Origin of the sequence: Changchengzhania lutea, assembly GCF_006974145.1 — a bacterium.
Classification (GTDB): Bacteria; Bacteroidota; Bacteroidia; order Flavobacteriales; family Flavobacteriaceae; genus Changchengzhania; species Changchengzhania lutea.
On sequence record NZ_CP039456.1, the window covers coordinates 2,986,486 to 3,009,385 of the forward strand.

The 22,900-nt window shown below is 32.2% G+C and carries 21 protein-coding genes; all 21 read left to right on the forward strand.

Annotated features, from left to right (window positions below):
* Positions 1-4 precede the first annotated feature (4 nt).
* The 21 genes from FAF07_RS13360 to FAF07_RS13460 all read left to right on the forward strand — a co-directional run bounded on the left by FAF07_RS13360 (position 5) and on the right by FAF07_RS13460 (position 22,880).
* A complete protein-coding gene (locus tag FAF07_RS13360; RefSeq protein WP_142785572.1) occupies positions 5-799 on the forward strand; it encodes a methyltransferase domain-containing protein in 795 nt (264 codons plus the stop codon).
* Complete coding sequence (locus FAF07_RS13365; RefSeq protein ID WP_142785573.1) at positions 796-1,650, forward strand: glycosyltransferase; 855 nt, start codon at positions 796-798, stop codon at positions 1,648-1,650. The genes FAF07_RS13360 and FAF07_RS13365 overlap by 4 nt, the downstream gene beginning before the upstream one ends.
* Positions 1,614-2,474 (forward strand): glycosyltransferase family 2 protein, encoded by an 861-nt coding sequence (locus tag FAF07_RS13370; protein ID WP_142785574.1) that lies wholly within the window; start codon positions 1,614-1,616, stop codon positions 2,472-2,474. Before FAF07_RS13365 ends, FAF07_RS13370 begins: the two co-directional genes overlap by 37 nt.
* Complete coding sequence (gene wecB / locus FAF07_RS13375) at positions 2,474-3,589, forward strand: non-hydrolyzing UDP-N-acetylglucosamine 2-epimerase (RefSeq protein WP_142785575.1); 1,116 nt, start codon at positions 2,474-2,476, stop codon at positions 3,587-3,589. Before FAF07_RS13370 ends, wecB begins: the two co-directional genes overlap by 1 nt.
* On the forward strand, positions 3,582-4,826 hold the full coding sequence (locus tag FAF07_RS13380; RefSeq protein ID WP_142785576.1) for a glycosyltransferase family protein: 1,245 nt from the start codon (positions 3,582-3,584) through the stop codon (positions 4,824-4,826). The genes wecB and FAF07_RS13380 overlap by 8 nt, the downstream gene beginning before the upstream one ends.
* A gap of 3 nt (positions 4,827-4,829) precedes the next feature.
* Positions 4,830-5,741 carry a glycosyltransferase family 2 protein gene (locus FAF07_RS13385; RefSeq protein WP_142785577.1) on the forward strand — a complete coding sequence of 304 codons (912 nt, stop codon included), beginning with the start codon at positions 4,830-4,832 and terminating at the stop codon, positions 5,739-5,741.
* A 178-nt stretch (positions 5,742-5,919) separates the two neighbouring features.
* Positions 5,920-6,570 carry a methyltransferase domain-containing protein gene (locus FAF07_RS13390; RefSeq protein ID WP_142785578.1) on the forward strand — a complete coding sequence of 217 codons (651 nt, stop codon included), beginning with the start codon at positions 5,920-5,922 and terminating at the stop codon, positions 6,568-6,570.
* On the forward strand, positions 6,570-7,571 hold the full coding sequence (locus tag FAF07_RS13395; RefSeq protein WP_142785579.1) for an N-acetylneuraminate synthase family protein: 1,002 nt from the start codon (positions 6,570-6,572) through the stop codon (positions 7,569-7,571). Before FAF07_RS13390 ends, FAF07_RS13395 begins: the two co-directional genes overlap by 1 nt.
* On the forward strand, positions 7,568-8,728 hold the full coding sequence (neuC, locus tag FAF07_RS13400; protein ID WP_142785580.1) for a UDP-N-acetylglucosamine 2-epimerase: 1,161 nt from the start codon (positions 7,568-7,570) through the stop codon (positions 8,726-8,728). The genes FAF07_RS13395 and neuC overlap by 4 nt, the downstream gene beginning before the upstream one ends.
* Positions 8,728-9,426: an acylneuraminate cytidylyltransferase family protein gene (locus FAF07_RS13405; RefSeq protein ID WP_142785581.1), complete on the forward strand. Its 699-nt coding sequence runs from the start codon at positions 8,728-8,730 to the stop codon at positions 9,424-9,426. The genes neuC and FAF07_RS13405 overlap by 1 nt, the downstream gene beginning before the upstream one ends.
* A gap of 1 nt (position 9,427) precedes the next feature.
* Positions 9,428-11,134, forward strand: a complete 1,707-nt coding sequence (gene asnB / locus FAF07_RS13410; protein ID WP_142785582.1) for an asparagine synthase (glutamine-hydrolyzing) — start codon at positions 9,428-9,430, stop codon at positions 11,132-11,134.
* Positions 11,135-11,190: 56 nt separating this feature from the next.
* Complete coding sequence (locus tag FAF07_RS13415) at positions 11,191-12,588, forward strand: hypothetical protein (protein ID WP_185956435.1); 1,398 nt, start codon at positions 11,191-11,193, stop codon at positions 12,586-12,588.
* The gene (locus tag FAF07_RS13420; RefSeq protein ID WP_142785584.1) at positions 12,579-13,664 is read left to right on the forward strand and encodes a glycosyltransferase family 4 protein; all 1,086 of its coding nucleotides are present in this window, start codon (positions 12,579-12,581) and stop codon (positions 13,662-13,664) included. Before FAF07_RS13415 ends, FAF07_RS13420 begins: the two co-directional genes overlap by 10 nt.
* A gap of 88 nt (positions 13,665-13,752) precedes the next feature.
* Positions 13,753-14,898: a glycosyltransferase family 4 protein gene (locus FAF07_RS13425; RefSeq protein ID WP_142785586.1), complete on the forward strand. Its 1,146-nt coding sequence runs from the start codon at positions 13,753-13,755 to the stop codon at positions 14,896-14,898.
* A complete protein-coding gene (locus FAF07_RS13430; RefSeq protein ID WP_246067704.1) occupies positions 14,892-16,430 on the forward strand; it encodes a glycosyltransferase family 2 protein in 1,539 nt (512 codons plus the stop codon). The genes FAF07_RS13425 and FAF07_RS13430 overlap by 7 nt, the downstream gene beginning before the upstream one ends.
* A gap of 2 nt (positions 16,431-16,432) precedes the next feature.
* Positions 16,433-17,425 carry a glycosyltransferase family 2 protein gene (locus FAF07_RS13435; protein WP_142785588.1) on the forward strand — a complete coding sequence of 331 codons (993 nt, stop codon included), beginning with the start codon at positions 16,433-16,435 and terminating at the stop codon, positions 17,423-17,425.
* 29 nt (positions 17,426-17,454) lie between these two features.
* Positions 17,455-18,366 carry a class I SAM-dependent methyltransferase gene (locus FAF07_RS13440; RefSeq protein WP_185956436.1) on the forward strand — a complete coding sequence of 304 codons (912 nt, stop codon included), beginning with the start codon at positions 17,455-17,457 and terminating at the stop codon, positions 18,364-18,366.
* Between the two features lies 1 nt (position 18,367).
* The gene (locus FAF07_RS13445; protein WP_142785590.1) at positions 18,368-19,489 is read left to right on the forward strand and encodes a glycosyltransferase family 4 protein; all 1,122 of its coding nucleotides are present in this window, start codon (positions 18,368-18,370) and stop codon (positions 19,487-19,489) included.
* Positions 19,486-20,571: a glycosyltransferase gene (locus FAF07_RS13450; protein ID WP_142785591.1), complete on the forward strand. Its 1,086-nt coding sequence runs from the start codon at positions 19,486-19,488 to the stop codon at positions 20,569-20,571. The genes FAF07_RS13445 and FAF07_RS13450 overlap by 4 nt, the downstream gene beginning before the upstream one ends.
* Complete coding sequence (locus FAF07_RS13455) at positions 20,558-21,916, forward strand: O-antigen ligase family protein (protein ID WP_142785592.1); 1,359 nt, start codon at positions 20,558-20,560, stop codon at positions 21,914-21,916. Before FAF07_RS13450 ends, FAF07_RS13455 begins: the two co-directional genes overlap by 14 nt.
* Positions 21,870-22,880 (forward strand): glycosyltransferase family 4 protein, encoded by a 1,011-nt coding sequence (locus FAF07_RS13460; protein WP_142785593.1) that lies wholly within the window; start codon positions 21,870-21,872, stop codon positions 22,878-22,880. Before FAF07_RS13455 ends, FAF07_RS13460 begins: the two co-directional genes overlap by 47 nt.
* Positions 22,881-22,900 lie beyond the last annotated feature (20 nt).

Below are 22,900 nucleotides of genomic sequence, written 5' to 3' on the forward strand. Positions count from 1 at the left end.
TAAAATGACCAAGTTTGTAGCACTTTATAGTGCATTAAAAACCAAATCTTTTAAGCAGGTCGTTCTGTTTATTGTAAATAAATTATTTCCATATAAAGAAGAATCCATTAAAATAAGTGAAATTTATTTAAGTCATTTCAAAAACAAATGTGGCATTGAAATAGGTGGTCCTAGTAATATATTTTCAATTAAAATCCCACTATATTCAGTCGTTAAAACATTAGATGGCTGTAATTTTAGTAATAAAACTATATGGGAAGGAAATATTATTGAAGGCGACAATTACATTTATTTTAAGAATAAATCTGGTAAGCAGTACATTTGTGAAGCCAATAATTTGAGCATGATAAAAAATGAAAAATATGATTTTTTAATTGCAAGTCATTGTTTAGAGCATTGTGCAAATACACTTAAAACTATTGAAGAATGGCTTCGAGTTGTTAAAAAAGGAGGGGCTATTTTACTTATTTTACCGGACAAGAAATATACTTTTGATAATAAACGCCCTATAACAACTTTTAAGCATTTAACTGAAGATTACAACAATAATATTGATGAAACAGATTTAAGTCATTTAACAGGGGTTTTGGAATTACACGATTTAAATTTAGATAAAGCAGCGGGAACAAAAGAGGCGTTTAAAAAAAGATCTTTAGATAATTTTAATAATAGGTGTTTACATCATCATGTTTTTGATTTTAAATTACTTGAAGATGTTTTTACTTATTTTAATATTAAAATCTTAGATTTAACTTTCAAAAAACCACATCATCAAATAATCCTAGGTGTAAAACAATGATTTCAATTGTTATCTGTTCTCGACAAAAAGATATTGATCAAAAATTAAAGGACAATATTAAGGCTTCTGTTGGGTGTGATTTTGAGTTAATCGTTATTAATAATTCAAATAGCACTTACTCAATTTTTCAAGCCTATAATATTGGGTTGAAAAAAAGTAAAGGTGCGTATGTTTGTTTTTTACATGATGATATTTCTATACATACTTTGGGCTGGGGAACTATTATAAATAAGATTTTTAACAATAATAACGATATCGGCTTATTGGGAGTTGCTGGTGCAACTGCAAAGTCTAAAATGCCATCAGCATGGTGGCGTTGCCCTGAAAGCCACAAACGAATTAAAATCACTCAGCATTCAAAACATACATCCGTTGAAGATTATAATAGCGGGTTTGTGGATAGTTTGTTAGAACAAGTTGTGGTTATTGATGGTGTTTTTATGGTATTGCGAAAAGATGCTCGCATTAGTTTTAGAAATGATATTGCGGGCTTTCATAATTACGATTTAAATATTTCTTTTGAATATGTTAAACATAAATACAAAATTTTTGTAACTAATGAAATTAGTGTTGAGCATTTTTCGGCAGGTTCTTTAAATAAAGACTGGATTGAATCAACGTATAGAATCCATAAACTTTATGCCGATGTTTTACCTTTATCCATACAGAATGAAGGTCTGGGTAAACATCTGGAAATAAATAACTCTAAAAGGTTCATAAAGGATTGTTTTAAATATAATTTAAATGAAATAGCTTTTTCAACTTGGACCAAACTGTTTTTAATTAATCCTGTATCAAAGTATCATATTAAGTTTTGGACTATTTTAATAAAAAAATTTTCATGGATGTAAGTATTATTTTTGTTAATTACAATACATCTCAGCTCACACAAAATGCTATAGAATCTGTCTATAAGAAGACTAAAAACATTGAATTTGAAATTATTGTGGTAGATAATAATTCAGTAGATAATTCAGTGTCCGAAATCAAAGCCATATTTCCTAAAGTCGTGATTATTGAAAATAAAGAAAATATAGGTTTTGGTAGGGCGAATAATAAAGGTATAAAAGTAGCTAAGGGCAACTATTTATTTTTATTAAATACAGATACGTATTTAATAAATAATGCAGTAAATATTTTGTTTGATTTTATGGTAAAAGAAGCAAGCCATGATATTGGAGTATGTGGTGCAATGCTGTATAAAGAAGACTTAACAGCAAATGTTTATGCTGGAAATTTTCCTAGGTTTGAATTGTTTTTAAAAGGTTCTTTTTGGAGATATTTTTATTTAAATTCTAATTTTGACAATAAAATGAGAAAACAACTCCCTGAAATACCTAGTACATTGTTAGAAGTCGATTATGTTTCAGGGGCAGGTTTTTTTGTAAAAAGGAACGTAATAGATGAAGTTGGGTTTTTTGATCCACGATTTTTTATGTATAGCGAAGATGTTGAACTTTCATATAGAATAAACCATATCGCAAAAAAAAAGTGTGTAATTGTTCCAGATGCAAAAATAGTGCATATAAGTCAGGGTTCTAGTAACCTAAAAAGTAACGGCAAAAAATTTCAAAAGCAAATTATAAATAGTAGAGGTGTTTTTTATAGAATAACTAAAGGTAGGCTGGCAGAATGGATTTATATAATAACAAGTTATAAAAGGTTGTATTTTTAATGAAACTACTTATCTGTTTTGGCACGCGACCAGAAGCTATAAAAATGGCACCTATTTGTTTAGTGCTCAAAAAAGAGAACATACCATTTAAATTATGTGTAACTGCCCAGCATAGAGAAATGCTTGATCAGGTTCTAGGTTTTTTCGATTTAGCACCAGATTATGATCTTAACATTATGCAACCTAACCAAAGTTTGAATATGTTAAGTTCAAGAATATTATCTGAAATGGATAACATATTTGAAAAAGAAAGTTTTGATTTGGTTTTGGTTCATGGCGATACTACAACATCATCTTTAGTTGCCTTGGCTGCCTTTCATAGAAATTGTAAGGTCGCTCACGTAGAAGCTGGTTTAAGAACTTACAATAAACATTCCCCCTTTCCAGAAGAACTTAACAGGCAACTCACTGGGAGAATAGCTGATTTTCATTTTTCGCCAACAAAAACATCAAAGCAAAATCTTTTAAATGAGAATGTTCAAGAATCAAAAATTTTAATTACAGGAAATACCGTCATTGATGCATTGTTTATCACATTAAATAGAATTGATAATGGATATACGAATGCTTCAATAGAAAATTTAAAAAAGAGAATAGATTGTAGCAAAAAAAATATTTTAGTCACTGGACATAGAAGGGAAAGTTTTGGAATTGGATTTGAAAATTTATGCAACGCAATTTTAAAATTATCTCAAAATAAAGACATTGAAATTGTGTACCCAGTTCACCTAAACCCTAAAGTACAAAAAACAGTATATCACAGATTGTCTGGAATAAAAAATATTCATTTAATAGCACCTTTAGATTATCCCTCGTTTATTTGGTTGATGAGTAAATCCAATTTAATAATATCAGATTCAGGAGGTATTCAAGAAGAGGCTCCTTTGTTAAATATTCCAGTGTTGGTAACTAGAGAGACCACCGAACGTAATGAAGGAATAAAATCGGGATGTTCAATTTTGGTTGGGACAAATACAACCAGAATTATTGAAGAGGCAAATAGAATATTGAATGCTGGGAATATAAAATATAAAATGAGTAATCCCTATGGGGATGGATTTGGGGCAGTAAAAATCGTGGATTTTATTCAAAATAATATTTTTGAAGATGCCTAAACATATTGTAATTGTTGTAGATTCTATTGATATTGATGATAGTAGCGGCTCTAAAGCTAATGTGGCTTTAATTAAGAGCTTAATTAAGTTGGGATATAAAGTTTCAGTTTACCATTATACCAGAAAACAGATTGAAATTGAAAAAGCTACTTGTCAGGTTATTAAAGAAAAGAACAATAATTTGCTGTATGTTTTAAGTCGTCTACAAAGAGTTTTTCAAAGAACATTTAAAATAAATTTAGCTAAATATTTAGAGCCATTATTTGGATTTTCTTTTACGTTTTTTAATGATGTAAACAGTATTAAAGCTGAGCTGGAGAAGATTGATATTTCAAAAGTAAATTTAATATTAACGCTAAGTAAAGCGGCAAGTTTTAGACCGCATTATGCTGTAAATAAATCACCAAAATTCCATGATAAATGGATGGCATATATACATGATCCTTATCCATTTAGTTGTTACCCAAAGCCATATGATTGGAAAGAACCTGGATCTAAAATAAAAGAACAATTTTTTTTAGATATTTCCAGTAATGCTAAATATTCTGCTTTTCCAAGTTTATTGCTTAAAGAATTTATGGGAGAGACTTTCAAGAATTTTAAAAAAACAGGAATTATTATTCCACATCAAATTATTGATATTGATTTGAAAGGACATAAGGCGCAAAGTTATTTTGACAGCAATAAATTTAATGTTTTACATGCTGGTAGTTTACTTAAACAGCGTAATCCCGAAGGTTTGATTAAAGGATTTCAATTGTTTTTAGATAAAAATATAAAAGCTAAGGAGCACACAAAATTAATACTGTTAGGAAGTGCAGATTATCATAAAAAAATGATAGAAAACTACTCTAAAAAATTACCGCAACTACATATTGATTTATCTCATATTTCATTTAAAGACGTTTATTGGCTCCAAAACCATGTTTCAGTAAATGTTATATTAGAAGCAGATTCGGAGATTAGCCCGTTTTTACCAGGTAAATTTCCACATTGTGTATCTGCAAACAAGCCCATTTTTCATTTAGGGCCAAAAAACAGTGAAACTTTTCGATTACTAGGAGGAAACTACTTGCACCATTCATCCATTGATGATGTTAATAACATAGCATATTGTATAGGGCAATTATATAATTTATGGTTGAAAAATGGAGATAAATTAGAATTAAATAGGCAAGACTTAGAATATTATATTTCAGCAGACTATTTAGAAAAAGTACTCTTAAAAGTAATTTAATTCATGAAAAAATTCTCTATAATTATTACTACAAAGGATAGAATTAAAGACTTGTCTTTAACCCTAAATAAAATAAAACACTTATTTGATAGGGTGGATGTGGAGTGTATTATTTGTGATGATGGATCAAACGATGGCACGTCTAAATATATTAATGAGCACTGGCCAAATATTTTATTAATACAGCATCAAAAATCTATTGGATTAATAGCATGTAGAAATAAGTTGCTAAATTTAACTAAAGCAAAATATGCTATAACCTTAGATGATGATGCACATTTTATTATTGAAAATCCTTTAGGAATAATAGAATCTTATTTTAATAGCAATTTACGGTGTGGTGCATTGGCATTTAGATTATATTGGGGTAAGCTACCACCAAAAAGTACTGATTCTAATGATATTTCAGAACGCGTTAGAAGTTTTGTAGGTTGTGGTCATGTGTGGAATATGGTAGCTTGGAAATCCATTCCTAATTATCCCGAATGGTTTGTGTTTTATGGAGAGGAAGAATTTGCATCATACCAGTTGTTTAAAAATAATTGGGAAATACATTACCTTCCTGCGGTTTTGGTTAACCATCGCGTGAATATAAAAGAACGTAAAAAGAATAAGGATTATAGAATACGTTTAAGACGATCTTTAAGGTCTGGCTGGTATCTTTATTTTTTATTCTATCCATATAATACCATTCCAAGACGATTTTTTTACACCTTATGGATTCAAATAAAAACTAAAGTGTTTAAAGGGGACTTCAAAGCCTTAATGGCAATTTTACAAGCATTGGCAGATGTAGTGATTAACTTCCCGCGCTTAAATAAAAATGCCAATAGATTATCAAAAAAAGAGTTTACTGAGTATTTAAAACTTGAAGAAACAAAGTTATATTGGACTCCAAAAGATGAACTCGTTTAAACTTTTTGTTTTTAACCGAAAATGAGTTAAAATTTGTTTAGATAAGGCACTTTTTGCAAGGCATTACAGCGTTACGCATAAGAAAAGTAACGAAATATGGGCAAATTTCAGCCATTTTTTAGGAAATAGAAAAAGTTTAAACGAGTTCGATTTATAAATTTATGGGCACTAAGTAAAATTGAATATAGATATCAATACATATAAGAATAGAGGTGGTTTTGCAAAAGCCATGTTGGATAAATATATCCCGCACGCACCAAATAAAACTGTTAGTGATATTGGTGCTGGATTTGGGCACATGCGTAAAGACATTGAAAACGTAAACGCTAAGTGGCAACCTTTCGATTTCATTAAAAAAATGGATGAAACCATTATCTGGAATTTAAATAATCCTGCACCAACAACGGCTGATAAAGCAGGAATAGTTATACTTTTAGAAGTTTTAGAGCATCTTGATAATCCGCTTTTAGGCATACAAAATATTTCAAATCATATAGAAAAAGGGGGCGTTTTAATTTTGAGTACCCCAAATCCGCAGTCTAGTAAAAATACATTAAGTTTGTTTTTAAGAGGGTCGCTTTACGCGTTTCAAAAAAAGCACATTAAAGAAAATCATGTTTTCACGCCATGGAAACATGTAGTTTGCGAATTTTTAAATCGAAGTGGTTTTGAGATTTTAGAATATGCTATTGTAGATATGCAATATAAAGATAAAAAAAGTACCTCTTTAAAAGATTGGTTTAAGTCTAAAATAGAAGCATACATAGAATATAGAAATCCATTTGCAAAAGGGATGAGTTACGGTATAGTAGCAAGAAAGATAAAATAATGAGCATTAAACTAATAGCTGAAATTGCACAAGCACATGATGGAAGTATTGCTACTGCCCATAGTTATATTGATGCGCTCGCAACGACAGGTATTGATGTTATTAAATTCCAAACTCATATAGCCGAGGCTGAGAGCAGTATTTATGAACCTTTTAGAGTGAAATTCTCAAAACAAGATAAAACCCGTTTTGATTATTGGAAACGCATGGAGTTTACACTAGAGCAATGGATAGATTTAAAACGACATTGTAATGATATGGGTTTAGAGTTTATGAGTTCTCCTTTTAGTAATATGGCGGTAGATTTGTTGGAGCAAGTAGGGGTGAAAACATATAAAATAGGCTCTGGAGAAGTGAATAATTTTTTGTTATTAGAAAAAATAGCTCAAACGGGTAAACCTATTATATTATCTTCAGGGATGAGCTCTTTTCAAGAATTGGATAAAACGGTAGCATTCCTAAAATCTAAACAAGTAGCGTTTTCAATAATGCAATGTACCACATCATACCCTACAAAACCAGAGCAATATGGTATAAATGTCATTCAAGAACTAAAATCAAGATATCATGTTCCGGTTGGATTTTCAGATCATTCTTCAAAAATTGAAACGGCTATCGCTGCTGTAGCTTTAGGTGCTGAGATTTTGGAGTTTCATGCCGTTTTTAGTAGCAATGATTTCGGGCCAGATGTTACGTCATCACTTACTATTGAAGATGTTAAAACGCTTTCAGAGGCTGTTCGGAACATCGAAAAAGCCCAAATGCATCCAGTTGATAAATCCGATAATTCAAAATTTAGCGAACTTAAATCTATTTTTGAAAAATCTTTAGCCATAAACAAAGACTTACAATCTGGACAGATTATCAAGTTTTCTGATTTAGAAGCAAAGAAACCAGCCAATAAGGGAATTCCTGCATCTAATTTCGAAGCTATTATTGGAAAACAGATAATAAGAAATATGAAAAAGTGGGATTTTTTAACCATACACGATATCAAATGAGTTTAAGAAGAATATGTGTTGTTATTACGGCAAGACCATCATACAGTCGAATAAAAACAGCTTTAACAGCAATAAAAAAGCATCCTAAATTAGAATTACAACTTGTTGTGGCTGGTTCTGCTTTGTTGGATAGATATGGTAATGCGGTTGATTATATTGAAAATGACGGATTTAAAATAGACGCAAAAGTATTTATGGTTTTAGAGGGAGAAAACAAGACGTCGATGGCAAAAACTACAGGATTGGGAGTAATGGAGTTAGCAAATACCTTTTATAATTTAAAACCAGATGCGGTAGTTACGATTGCAGACCGTTTTGAAACCCTGGCTACCTCAATTGCCGCTTCTTATCAAAATATCCCTCTAATTCATGTTCAAGGAGGAGAAGTTACGGGGAATATTGATGAAAAAGTCCGTCATGCAAATACAAAACTAGCTGATATACATTTAGTAGCTTCGGAAGATGCAAAAGCAAGAGTTATTAGAATGGGAGAGGATGCTGATTATGTTTTTAATACAGGTTGCCCTTCAATCGATATTGCGTATCAGGTTAGTAAATCTCCAGAATTGAATTTTAACCCTATAACAAAATATGGTGGTGTAGGACATACAATTAATTGGCAAGAAGGTTATATTGTCGTGATGCAACACCCTGTTACTACAGAATATAATCAAGCAAAAGAAAATGTGTTAACGACGTTAAAAGTAGTTCATAACTTAGGAATTCCCACATTCTGGTTTTGGCCAAATGTTGATGCTGGTGCCGATGGTACTTCTAATGGAATTCGATCGTATCGAGAAATTCATAAACCCGAAAACATTCACTTTTTTAAAAATATGGTTCCCGAAGATTTTTTACGTTTACTCATAAATAGTAAGTGTTTAGTGGGTAATTCTAGCGTTGGAATTAGAGAGTGTGCTTATCTGGGAGTACCAGTTGTAAACATAGGTACTCGGCAAAACGGAAGAGCAAGGGGGAATAATATGATAGATGTTTCTTATGTGTTGGATGAAATTAAATTAGCCATATTAAATAGAATTGAAGTTAAAGATGTTATATCTAATGATGCTATGTATGGCGATGGGAATTCAGGTGAGAAAATCGCTGATATTTTAGCAGAAGTTGAATTGCGTTTTCATAAAACTATTGCTTATTAATGAGGATTTTAGGACTTATACCAGCAAGAGGAGGCTCTAAATCCATACCTAAAAAGAACATTAAAATCCTTAATGGTAAGCCTTTAATTCAATATACCATTGAAGCTGCTCAAGATTCGAAAAAATTAACTAATTTAATTTTAAGTTCGGATGACGAAGCTATAATTGAAGTTGCAAAAAAACTTAATTTGGAAGTGCCTTTTGTGAGACCAAAACATCTTGCGGAAGATAAATCGCCCACTCTTGGGGTAATTCAGCATGCTTTAAAATTTTACGCTGAACAAAATATTTGTTTTGATGCAGTTTGCTTACTTCAAGTTACTAGTCCTTTTAAAACGGGTAAGTTTATAGATGAAGCTATAAAAAAGTTTAAAGAAAGTGATTGTGATGCTTTAGTTTCTGTTCAAAGAGTTCCAGATGACTATAACCCACATTGGACTTTTAAAAAAGACAAAAAAGGAAATTTAGAATTATTTACTGGTGAAAAAGAAATAGTTTCCAGACGTCAGGATTTACCAGAAGTGTATCATAGAGATGGACTAATCTATATTACAAAAACCAATGTTCTGTTAGAACAAAATTCTTTATACGGTTCCAAATTAGCTTATATAAAATCACCTTCGAATTATACCATAAATATTGATACTCTGGAAGATTGGAAAAAGGCAGAGGCTTTTTTAAACTTAAATAACATGTAGAATGTGTGGTATTGCAGGTCTTATTGGAACAGGAGATTATGAGTTTCAATTAAAAAGTATGCTAGAGCTTCAAGCTCACAGAGGTCCAGATTTTACAGGAACTTTCTTTGATAAAGGCTTTATTGCATTAGGACACAACAGACTTTCCATAATTGATTTATCCCAAAATGCTAATCAGCCTTTTAGAGATACTTCAGGCAGATATATAATGGTCTATAACGGTGAAATCTATAATTATTTAGAACTTAAAGAACATTTGAAGCACGACTACAATTTTAAAACCTCGTCTGATACTGAAGTATTATTGGGAGTTTTTATAAAGTATGGTAAAGATTGTTTAAAAATGCTTAATGGTATGTTTTCGTTTGCCATTTGGGATACGCTTAAAAAAGAATTATTTGCTGCAAGAGACCGTTTTGGTATCAAGCCATTTTATTATTATAAGAATAAAGATATATGTATTTTTTCTAGTGAAATCAAAGCGATTCATAATTCTGGAGTTAACAGAAAACCAAATGAAACGGCTTGGTCTAATTATTTTGCAAATGGAAGTTATGGTTTGCCAAATGAAACATTTTGGGAGGACATCAATCAATTATCAGGAGGTCATTATTTAGAATTTTCTGATAATCAAGTAAAAATAACAAAGTGGTATGATTTTGTAGCTAATGTAAAACATCAAAACAAAATAAATGATTATAAAGAAGCTAAAGAGATTTATGAGGACTTACTGATAGATAGTATTAGTTTAAGGTTTCGTGCAGATGTTCCTGTTGGGTTTAACTTAAGTGGTGGTTTGGATAGTTCGGCGTTACTTACTATGGCAAATATTTCGCAAAAAGATATGTCGAAGATTGAGGCATTTACATTTTACACAGGAGATAAAAATTATGATGAACTGCCATGGGTAGAACAAATTATTGCGCGTTATAAGAGTCCGTTAAATAAAGTTTTGCTATCTTCATGTGAAGTCCCTAGTTTATCTCGTTTTATATCGAATATGCAGGATGAACCTTTTGGAGGCATACCAACATTAGCGTATTCAAAATTATTTGCTTCTGCATCAAGAAAAGGCGTAAAAGTGCTTTTAGATGGACAAGGAATGGACGAACAATTAGCGGGTTACGATTATTATAGAAATAATTCTAATACTACAATTCAAGGCGTAAAAAAGAATCCGTTTAGAAAGCATATTTTGCATGCATCTTTCATGGGTAATATCTCAAAAAACGAATATCCTAAGCCTTTTGATTCAGCATTAAAAAATATTCAGTACAGAGATTTATTTTACACTAAAATACCCAGGACTTTACGTTTTAATGACCGGATTTCTATGGCACATTCAACAGAGTTAAGAGTACCATTCTTAGATTATAGATTAGTGGAATTTGGTTTTTCGCTTCCTACTGAATTTAAAATAAAAAATAATCAGGGTAAGTGGCTTTTAAGGAATATAATAAACCGCTACGTTGATAGTCATGTTTCCTATACACCAAAACGCCCTTTACAGACTCCCCAACGTGAATGGATGGGTACGGATTTAAAGGATTTTGTTCAAAATCATATAAATAATATTAAATCTGGTGCGCATAGATCGTGGTTTAATGAAAAGGAAATAGATTTGGAATGGAACAAGTTTTTAGCTGGTGATAATCAATCAAGTTTTCATATTTGGCAGTTGGTTAACTTCTCTATGTTATCTACTTAATAACCCCATTTTTATCACTAAAATGGTATCTTTAACGTTTAACAATCAATCTAAATTTGCAAGACACAAAATCAAAATTGGCTTTAGTAATCACCGATGGTGTTGGTTTTAGAAATTTTATTTTAAGTGATTTTTTAAAATTTGCAACACAATCTTTTAAGGAGGTCGTTATTTTATCGTGTTTACCAAAAAAAATCTACAACGAACATACTAATTTAAGAGTAATCGAATTAGATGTTTTTGAAGAAATATTTAAAACATGGTTTTTTAGAAAAGCAAAGGAAATAGCACATCTTAAATTGCACGAGAAAGGAAATCTAGGTATTCAAGATAATTTAAAAACCAATGATTCAAAACTTAAAACCACTAGGGGTTATGCGACGCGTTTTATTTATAGATTAACAGCGCTTTTTCATTCAGAATCAGCGATACAAAAGTTTCAGAAACTTCAAAATTCGACTTTTAAAAGCCATAAAATAACAAAAACATATCAGTCTATTTTAAAAGAAGAACAATTTAGTATGTTGTTTTTTACGCATCAAAGGCCGCCATATATCGCGCCATTGGTTTATGCGGCACAACAACTTAAATTAAAAACGGCAGCCTTTATTTTTAGTTGGGATAATTTAGCTTCAAAAGGACGAATGGCTTCAAATTTTGATTATTATTTAGTGTGGAGCAATTTAATGAAACAAGATTTACTTCAATTTTACACATCAATTAAAGAGCATCAGGTTAAAGTTGTGGGTACGCCTCAATTTGTTCCTTATGTCATGGAAAAATATAAGATGTCTAAAAAAGAATTTTTAGATGTATTCAATTTAGACCCAAATTTAAAAACCATTTGTTTTAGTTGCGGTGACATTTCTACAAGTAAAAACGATGAATTATATATTGAAGCCATTGCCGAAGCTATTCAAAATAAAATTATAGGACCTGTAAATTTTATTGTTAGAACCTCACCTGCTGAAGATCCAGTACGCTTTGAATCTCTAGGATATTTTTTTCCATTTATTAAATGGCATTTCCCAAAGTGGAAACAAGTCCGTCCAAATCATCAAGAATCTTGGTCACAACGCATACCCACACTAGAAGATGTTAAACAATTACGGGCTTTATTGGAATATTGTGATTTAAATATCAACATGCTTTCGACTATGAGTTTAGATTTTATGTTGTTTAATAAACCTGTAATTAACCCTGTTTTTGGTAATGCTAACAATGGTTTGTATAACGATCAGCGTTTTCTTGGATATGCCCATATTGAACATTTGGTAAATAGTAAAGCATCAAAGGTGGTGAAGAGTAAAGCCGAATTTTTAAATGCTATTTCAGAATATTTAGTAGAGGATAACGGTGCGATAAATCGTGAAAAATTTATAAAGCAACAAGTAGGAGTGGCCTTAGAACAAACAAATAAATTACTAGTAGATAGTATAAAGGCATGGGCATAAACCCCAAATACATCGCCATTATTTGCAACTACGAACTTCTTGAAGATCGCGTAGGGGGTATGGATCATTTTTTTTGGGCTTATAATAAAAAATGCACTGAACAGCATATTAAAGTGGATTGGTTTTTTCCTAATGTAGCGAGGCATGGCGATTATCATAAGTTTAATATCATGCCATCTAATAACATAAAGTTAGAAGATTATGTTATAAATTATCTGAAATCAAACCGTCCAAAATATTCACATATCATTACCCATTTTGTCGAGTTATGCACATCTTTTTTTTTAGAAATCAAAACCTGTCAAAATGCTAAAGTTATAGTCGTAGATCATAACCCAAGACCGTTACATGGCTATTCTTTTAAAAAAAAATCAAAAAAAAGAATAAAAGGCATCTTATATTCAAAATATATTAATCAATTTATAGGGGTCTCAGAATATACAAGCAATGCTATTTTAAATGATTTTGGAGGTTTTTTAAAGCCCAAAACCCAAACTATTTATAATGGGGTTTTAATAGATGATATCATCGCTAAAACTACCAAAAGAAGTAAAGGGAATCCAAAGTTTTTAGTGGTTTCCCACTTGCGGGAATCTAAAGGGATTCAAGATTTAATTAAAGCTGTTGATTTTTTGGCAGATGATTTGAAATCGGACCTAAAAATTGATGTATATGGTAATGGCCCGTTTAAAAGGGAATTATTGACACTGGTGACGTTTTATAATTTAGAATCTGTTTTTAACTTTAAAGGCAATCAATCCAATTTAAATGCCTTGTATCAAAATTATGATTATTTAATTCAACCCACGCATATGGAATGTTTTAGTTTATCAATTTTAGAAAGTCTTGCTGCTAATATTCCTGTAATAACGACGCCTGTTGGAGGTAATACTGAAGTTGTGACCCATAACAAAAATGGATTTATATTTGATGCTAAGAATATAAAAAAACTATCTCTTTTATTGAAGATTATCATCAAGGGAGAACAAAGTATAAAAGGAAATACCAGAACTTTAATTGAAACCAGATTTACAATTGATAGTATGGTTAAAAATCATTTAAATCTTTTGAACTAATGAAATGCCAGCATTAAATTTTATTCAATTATTTACTCATAATTATAGGCATTACATTTGACTTTTAAAAATAAATGGATACGAACAAATGAAAATTGCATTTTTAACCCCAGAATATCCACACCCTAAAACAGGGAATGCAGGAGGTATTGGTACAAGTATTTTAAATTTATCCAAAGCATTGTCTAATTTAGGACATGAAATAAGTATTCTTATTTATGGACAGGATGAAGACGACTATTTTACTGAGGAAAATATATGTTTTTACAAAATAAAAAATATAAAAGTAAAGGGTTTGTCTCTCATCCTTACCCAAAAAAAAGTAGAACGATTAATTAATTCATTATATGAATCTGGAAAAATTGACATTGTAGAAGCCCCTGATTGGACGGGTTTTACAGCTTTTGTTAATCCCAAATGTCCATTAGTTGTTAAAGAACATGGCAGTGACACCTATTTTTGTTATTTAGACCATAGAAAAGTAAAGTATAAAAACAAATTTTTAGAAAAACGGGCATTAAAGAAAGCAAATGGCATTATAAGTGTAAGTAACTTCACAGGCAAATTGACCAATGAATTAATGGGATTAAATAAAAGTTTTACGGCTATTCCAAATAGCATTAATGCTTCTTTATTCAAACCAAAAGAAAGGGATGGCAAAACGTTAACTATACTTTATTTTGGAACATTAATCCGTAAAAAAGGACTTTTTGAATTACCAGAAATATTCAATTTAGTAAATAAATCCAACACAGAGGTTAAATTACTTCTTGTTGGAAAAGATAGCATGGATATCCAAACAGGTTCATCGTCAACTTGGGAACTAATGAAACCACTTTTTAATGAATCATCTATAAAAAAAGTCGATTATCTGGGCACAGTTGCACATTTTAAAATCCAAAATTTAATTAACGATGCTACAGTTTGTGTTTTTCCAACCTTTGCGGAAGCCCTGCCAATTTCTTGGTTAGAGGCTATGGCTATGGAAAAGGCTATTGTTGCATCTAATATTGGATGGGCAAACGAAATGATTGCCAATAAAAAAGAAGGTTTTTTAGTGCATCCCACAAATCATAAGCAATTTGCTGAACGTATTTTAGAGTTGTTAAACGATTCTAAAAAACAAGAACTATTTGGTAAAGCAGCAAGAGAGAAAGTTAAAAAACATTTTAGCCATAATCTAATTGCAAAATGCTCAGTTAAATTTTATAAAAAAGTAATAGAATCTTGCTGAAATTAAAAGAATATATTGCACCAAACGGCAACGTTTTATTATATAACGGTTTGCCAGATTTTAAACGTCTTGCTAAATTAGCACAGGAAGAAGGCGATATTTGGCATAGCAGCTTAGACCAAGGTTATAAGAATGCATTTCCAGAAATTATATATCAAACAGTCGTGTTTTTTTGGTATGCTAAAGATTTCGACAATTTAAACCACTGCGTAAGTTGGCGAATTAGTCCAAACGCACTTGTTATACGAAAACATGTTTGGGAAACTTTTGGTGGCTTTGATAGTGATTATGAAAATTTAGAGATGGCTGCCTTGGATTTTGGTTTTAATATACTTCGGTATCAAGCTGCTATTCCTTTATATATAAATGGATTATTCGAAAATATAGAAAAAGAAATAAAGGTATCAACTAATGATATTTACACATTTTACGCCAAGAATTTTAAGCGTTCACATAGTGTTTATATGCTATTTCGTCGTGGGATTTGGAAAATAAAAGAAATCAAGGCGTATAGTTTCGCAAGAAAAAAATTTGAGTTTAAAGATAAGACTAAGGTTCTTAAACCACGTAAATTACATGACATAGAAGGAAGGCCCAATGTAAGTTATATTATTCCAACCATGATGCGTCAGCAGTTTACTTTAAGTCTTTTAAACGATTTAGAGACTCAAACGTATAAGCCTTTTGAAGTGATTGTAATTGATGCTACACCAGAAGCAGCCCGCAATACATCTCTTTATAATGCAAATAATTATTCTTTCAATGTGGTTTTTAAATGGCAAACTACAAAAGGAAGCTGTAAAGCAAGAAACGAAGCGATAGATTTATGTACTGGAGATTATATTGTTTTTGGTGACGACGATATTAGAATTCAACCTGAATTTATTGAAAATCATATCAGATTATTACAAACCTACAATGCAGATGCTTGTAATGGTTTAGATATTAGAGCAGATAATCAACAGCAGGATTTGGATGATTTAGATGAAAAGTTAACTATTTTAGGAGATGCCCGTTGGAAGGTTGGAGCAGCCCACTCATTTAGTAATGCTAATTCATGTGTATCCAGACGTATACTAAATCTTATAATTGGAAATGATATAAATTATGATGGCGGATATGGTGAAGACAGCGACTTTGGTTTATCTATAGTCAAATTAGGTGTAACCGTTTTACATAATCCGTTTTCAGTTAATTTACATTTAAAGCCACCAGTAGGAGGTTATCGTTTGTGGAACCTACAAGCTGGTTTAAAAGGCAAAAAAAGAAAAATGCAACCTTGGGAATTAGATAAACCCGTTAAGCACATTATTCCAAAACCGAGCCCTACCATTATGTACCTATTGTTTAAACATTTTGATAATGCTCAGCGCAGGGAGTATAAAATTAAATACTTTGTATTTTATTTTACAAAAGCTAAATTGATAGATATACCTTTAAAAATTTTAAAGCTTCCTGTTAAGATTTTACAGTTTAATAAGTCAGTGTTTTATGCCAAAAAATTGATTGTTTTAGGGAAAAGAACTAAATGATTATGAATTTTTCATTGATTGTATGTACTTACATGAGAGCAGAGCCATTGTTAAGCCTACTCAGGTCTGTAAATGAACAAACCCTATATCCCAACGAAATTATAATCGTTGACGGATCAACAAACAATGACACGCAAATTATTTTAAACGAAAATAGTTTTAAAAATCTAAATTATTTTAAGGTTGAAGATGCACAAAGAGGTCTGACCAAACAACGCAATTTTGGGATTGAACAGGTTTCAGAAAACTCCGGGATTATCTGTTTTTTAGATGACGATGTCATTTTAGGACCTGCATATTTTGAACAATTAATGGCCACGTATGTAAATTACCCTGATGCCATTGCGGTAGGAGGTTATATCACCAATGAAGTGACATGGCAATTAGCAGATGATAAAAAAGACCCTTCAAAATTTTATTATGATGGTTGGATGCGAAAGGAATCTTTTCGATTTAAAATAAGACAATTTTTTGGTCTACAACCCGATACTAACCCTGGTTTTTTGCCAACGTTTTCGCACGGGCGATCTATTGGATACTTGCCACCATCAAATAATATATATCCAGTGGAGTTTTTTATGGGTGGTGTGTCTTCTTATAAAAAAGAGGTGTTCAGCGGCATCAAGTTTTCTACTTATTTTGAAGGCTATGGCCTGTATGAAGATTTAGAGTTTTGTTTACGGGTATCCCGCTTGGGAAAGTTATATTTAAACACGGCTGCAAGATTGGAGCACCATCATGAAGCAGCGGGGCGTCCAGATAATTTTGTGCATGGTAAAATGATAGTACGCAACAGTTGGTATGTTTGGAAAGTTAAATATCCAGATCCCACCTTTAAAGCGACGCTAAAATTTCACTTGACGGTATGGTTGCTCATGATAGTTCGATTTTCCAATAGTTTTTATGGAAACAATAAAAAGGAAGCACTCACTGAAACTTTTGGTAGATTTACAGGATGGCTGTCCTTATTTTACAATAAACCCAACATGCAATGACCAAGTTAGAGTTTCTGAAAAAACACCTAATGAATCCCTTGACAGAAAAGCAGGGTGTGACTATTGGTGATGAGAATGTGATTTTTGATGATGGCACTAGGTTCAAATCAATAAATAGTGTACCAATCATTATTGACGAATCCAGAAGTATTTTTAAAGTAGATGATATATTAAAAAGGAGACCTACAGCTCAAAATTTAAATTATAGAAAACGCAGTTTAAAAAATGATATTAGAAAAAAGGTATTGCCCGGTTTGTCAAAAGACTTTAATCAGATCAAAAGATATAAAGCATTGGCAAACAGATCTGGGATTAAAAGCGTTTTGGTCATTGGAGCTGGAGATAAAGTCGGTTTTTATAATGACATGTTTAAAAACGCATTGGTTATCACTTCTGATGTCCATTTGCAATTTCATCCAGATGTCGTTTTTGATGCACACCAAATCCCATTTATAGATGGAAGCTTTGATTTAATAATTGCTTCACAGGTATTGGAGCACACCTTTAAACCATGGGAAGTGGCAAATGAGCTTGAGCGCGTGGTTAGTAGGTCTGGGTATTTGCTGGTTGAGACCCCTTTCAATTTTCCTTATCACAGTCCACCCTATGACTTCTTTAGGTTTACATTTACCGGTCTAAGAAGTTTATTTCCAAATTGCGAATTGGAAACATTTGAAGCTTCTGAAGGCAGTGCCAGTGCTGTGGCCACCTATAATGCCCAGTTTTTAATCGATTTATTTTCCAATCGCTATTTAAGAATGCTCATGGTATTCCTTACAAGATATTTATTTGGGTGGATGAAATATCTCGATAAATTAAAGAGCAATACATCATATTTAAGCTTATTTTCACCTATGGGATTTAGTATGGTATTCAAGAAGGATGACGTGAAACGCTCCAATATGGAGTTGCTGGATGACTATTATAAGCTGAAATCGTGATATGAGGTTTGCCGTAATTACACATGTAGAACATAAGATTGTAAGCGGTAAAATTTACGCTTATGCGCCCTATGTACGTGAAATGAATCTCTGGTTCAAACATGTTGATGAGGTGGACATAGTCGCACCAACTAGTCAAGGCACACCATCGGATATTGAGATAGCCTATCAGCATGACCAGATTCACTTTGAAACGATTCCATCCATAACATTCACAAGCATAAAGACATCGGTTTTGTCTGTATTTAAGTTACCGTCAATCCTCTCTGCCATCTTTACGATGTGCCAGAAAGCAGATCATATCCATTTACGTTGTCCTGGGAATATTGGACTGTTAGGATGTTTGGTCCAGATTTTATTTCCCAAGAAAACCAAAACCGCGAAGTATGCAGGAAATTGGGACCCTCGTGCAAAACAACCATTTACGTATAAGCTCCAAAAATGGATTTTGAGCAATAGTGTTTTAACCAAAAACATGCAGGTGCTTGTGTATGGTACATGGGAAAATCAATCAAAAAATATTAAACCTTTTTTTACGGCATCTTATTCGAATTCAGAAAGAGAGCGTTATCAAGAGAAACAATATAATTATAAACTGTACTTTATTTTTACGGGCGGCATAGTAAAAGGAAAACGCCCATTATTGGCTATTCAGATTATAGAAACATTAAATAAAAAAGGATATCAGGCGACCTTAGATATGTATGGTGAAGGAGAATTGCTGTCAGAATTAACAAGTTATATTTCTGATAATCAACTGCAGCACGTGGTGAGTCTAAAGGGTAATTGCAGTAAAGCTGTCATTAAAAACGCTCTAAAGTCTGCTCACTTTTTAATGTTACCATCGAAATCTGAAGGATGGCCCAAAGCAGTGGCAGAAGCCATGTTTTTTGGTGTCATTCCCATTGCGACCAACATATCCTGTGTTCCTAATATGTTAGATTTTGGGCAACGAGGAATTTTAATTGAACCCAATAGATCGCAGGCCGTAAAGGAAATTATTGCTCATCTAAATGAAGAAGAACGCTTAAAACAAATGAGCAAGGCGGCGCTTAATTGGTCTCAAAATTATACTTTAGATGTGTTTGAAAAAGAAATTTCTAAATTATTGATTTCTGGATGAGGGTTTTACAATTAATTGATTCATTGGATGCAGGGGGCGCAGAGCGCGTGGCGGTTAACATGGCCAATGCCTTGAGTTATAAAATTGATTCTTCTTATTTATGTGCTACTAGAAAGGAAGGCTTATTAAAATCAAGCTTGAGTACAAAGGTGAGTTATCTTTTTTTGAACAAAACGAAGACCATTGATTTTAAGGCCATTATTAGATTAAATGGTTTTATTAAAAAGCATGATATTGAAATTATTCATGCACACTCCACCTCTTTTTTTTTAGCTGCTGTGATGAAATTTTTCAACTCAAAACTTAAGATTATTTGGCACGACCATTATGGCCATAGTGAACACCTTGATAAAAGAAAATTTTTAATATTGCGTTTGTGTTCAGGCTATTTTTTACATATAATAAGTGTGAACAGGATTTTGGCAGATTGGGCTAAAAAACATTTAAAGACTAAAGGCGTTACCTATTTGCCAAATTTTGCTATACGTGATACCTCTAAACCCAAGACGACATTAAAGGGTAAAGATGGAAAGCGCATTCTTCATTTGGCTAACTTACGACCACAAAAAGACCATTTGAACTTGCTACATGCCTTTTCAAAAGTTAGAAAAAATCATCCAGATTGGAGTTTACATGGTGTGGGTAAAGATTTTGATGATGCCTATTCAGAAGATGTTAAAAACCTTATTAAAACGCTAGATTTAGATAATCATGTTTTTTTATACGGAAGCAGATTGGATATCACACATATTATCAATCAATCTGATATTGGAGTATTATCATCAAAGTCAGAAGGATTGCCTATAGCATTACTGGAATACGGTTTGGCAGGCTTACCAACAATCGCTACAAATGTCGGTAATTGCAAGGAGGTCATTTCAAATGATAGTGAAGGTCTGCTGATAAATCCCGAAAATGAAGAGGCTCTAAGTATAGCATTAAAAACGTACATTACGGATGTTAGTGGTAGGGTCAAGTCGGGACAGCATTTAAAACGCAAGGTAGAGACCAGCTTTTCAGAAGAACAAATCATTAATAAACTTTTAAAAATATACAGTAAAGCCACAAATGGAACTGTCTAATTACCATAAACTTTTAATTTTTCATGTGTTTTTAGGAGCAGCTATTTTTGTGTTTAGACCACTTGCTACGCTGTATTTCTTTATAATAACCATATTCTTTAGTTACAAGATTTTGATGGTCTCTAAAAAAAACAAGTCATTCTATGTCTTATTGGCTTGTGCCTACATAGTAGGAATTGAAGTATTCCTCAGAATGAACAATGGCACCTTTTTCTATGAGGCAATTAAATATTTAGTAATAATTTTCATTTTAATGGATATGTTTAGCTCCAGTTTTAATTCAGGGGCACTGGTATATGTCATTTATATATGCTTATTAATACCGGGTATATTTGTGGCCTTTACCAATATGGGTTTTGATACTGATATAAGAAAGGCGGTAGCCTTTAATTTGAGTGGGCCAGTATGTCTGGGCATTTCGGCTATATTTTGTTACAGGCGAAAAGTAAGTTTTAAACAACTTAAAATGGTTTTGACAACCTTTGTACTACCGCTAGTGAGCACCATGGTGTATTTATTTTTATATACTCCCGATTTACAGTCTGCCATTACTGGAACAGAATCTAATTTTGCGGCATCAGGAGGCTTTGGTCCAAACCAAGTCGCAACCGTTTTAGGGATTGGTATGTTTGCACTGGCAGCTCGTTTTTTTATGTCCAGAGGAAACATACTATTGAAATATTTAGATTTGCTGTTATTGGGGCTAATGGGGTTTAGAGCCATTGTAACCTTTAGTAGAGGTGGCGTATTTACAGCGTTGATTATGATAGTAGTATTTATTGCAATTTACTACTTCAAAGTAAATACAAAATCAAGGCGGACTGTGTTAAGGTCAATATTTGTTTTTTTAGGGATAGCATTGTTTACATGGATGATTAGTTCCATTCAAACATCAGGATTTATTGATAAGCGTTATGCGAACCAAGATGCAGCGGGACGGGATAAACAAGATTTGACTACGGGACGCACCGATTTAGTTACTTTTGAAATTAATGAATTCGTTAATCATCCTTTTTTAGGAATCGGGGTGGGTAAGGTGAAGGAAGTTCGTTTATATGAAACAGGTATTTTGGCAGCATCCCATAACGAAATTAGTCGTATTGTCGCAGAACACGGTTTATTGGGCATATTTGCTTTCTTGATTTTGTTATTTACACCATTAATTTTGCGAACTAAGGATCGATCAAACTTATTTTTTTATTCGTTTTATCTGTTTTGGTTGCTTACTATAAACCATTCTGCAATGAGAATAGCTGCTCCAGCATTTCTGTATGGTTTGTGCCTATTAAATATAACATATGAAAAAAATCCTGTACATAGGAAACCAGTTATCACAAAAAGGTAAAACCGCTACCGCTATTGATACGCTTGGGGATTTGTTAATTGCTGAAGGATTTGTGGTCAAGAGAGCTTCCAACAAAAAAAACAGGGTTTTAAGATTACTGGATATGTTGTTTAGTGTTTTAAAATTCTCGAATAAAACCGATTTGGTTTTAATAGATACCTACAGTACTCATAATTTTTATTATGCTTATTTCGTGAGTCAATTGTGCAGGGTATTACGTTTGAAATATATTCCTATTCTTCATGGGGGTGATTTACCACAGAGAATAAAAAAAAGCCCTAAATTAAGTAGGGCTATATTTAGTCATGCGCATATTATTGTGGCACCTTCATTATATACAAAATCAAGATTTGAAGCCTTAGGTTATAACAATTTGATTTGTATTCCAAACGCTATTGAAATTAAAGATTATGAATATCGAAAACGGATTATAGATACACCCAAATTACTTTGGGTGCGTACATTTGCCAAAATATATAATCCGTTATTAGCCATAAAAATTTTAAAAGATTTAAAAGATAAAGGACTAAACGCACAATTATGTATGGTGGGTCCCGAAAAAGATGAAACTTTAGAAGATGCTAAAGCATTGGCAAAATCATTAGATCTCGACATTAATTTTACGGGCAAATTATCAAAACACGAATGGATAAAGTTATCAAAATATTACAATATATTTATAAATACCACAAATGTTGATAACATGCCCGTTAGCGTTATTGAGGCCATGGCACTTGGTCTTCCTATTGTTTCTACAAATGTTGGAGGATTGCCTTATTTGATTGAAAACGACAAAGATGGTATCCTGGTAAATGCCGAAGCAATTGATGAATTTCTAAAGGCGATAGATGATTTAATGAATAATCCTGAAAAAGTGAAAAGAATTAGCATTAATGCCAGGGCTAAGGCCGAAAGTTTTCAATGGAATACCATTAAACACCTATGGTTTGAGATCTTACGCTGAATCATCGTCAAATTAAATTA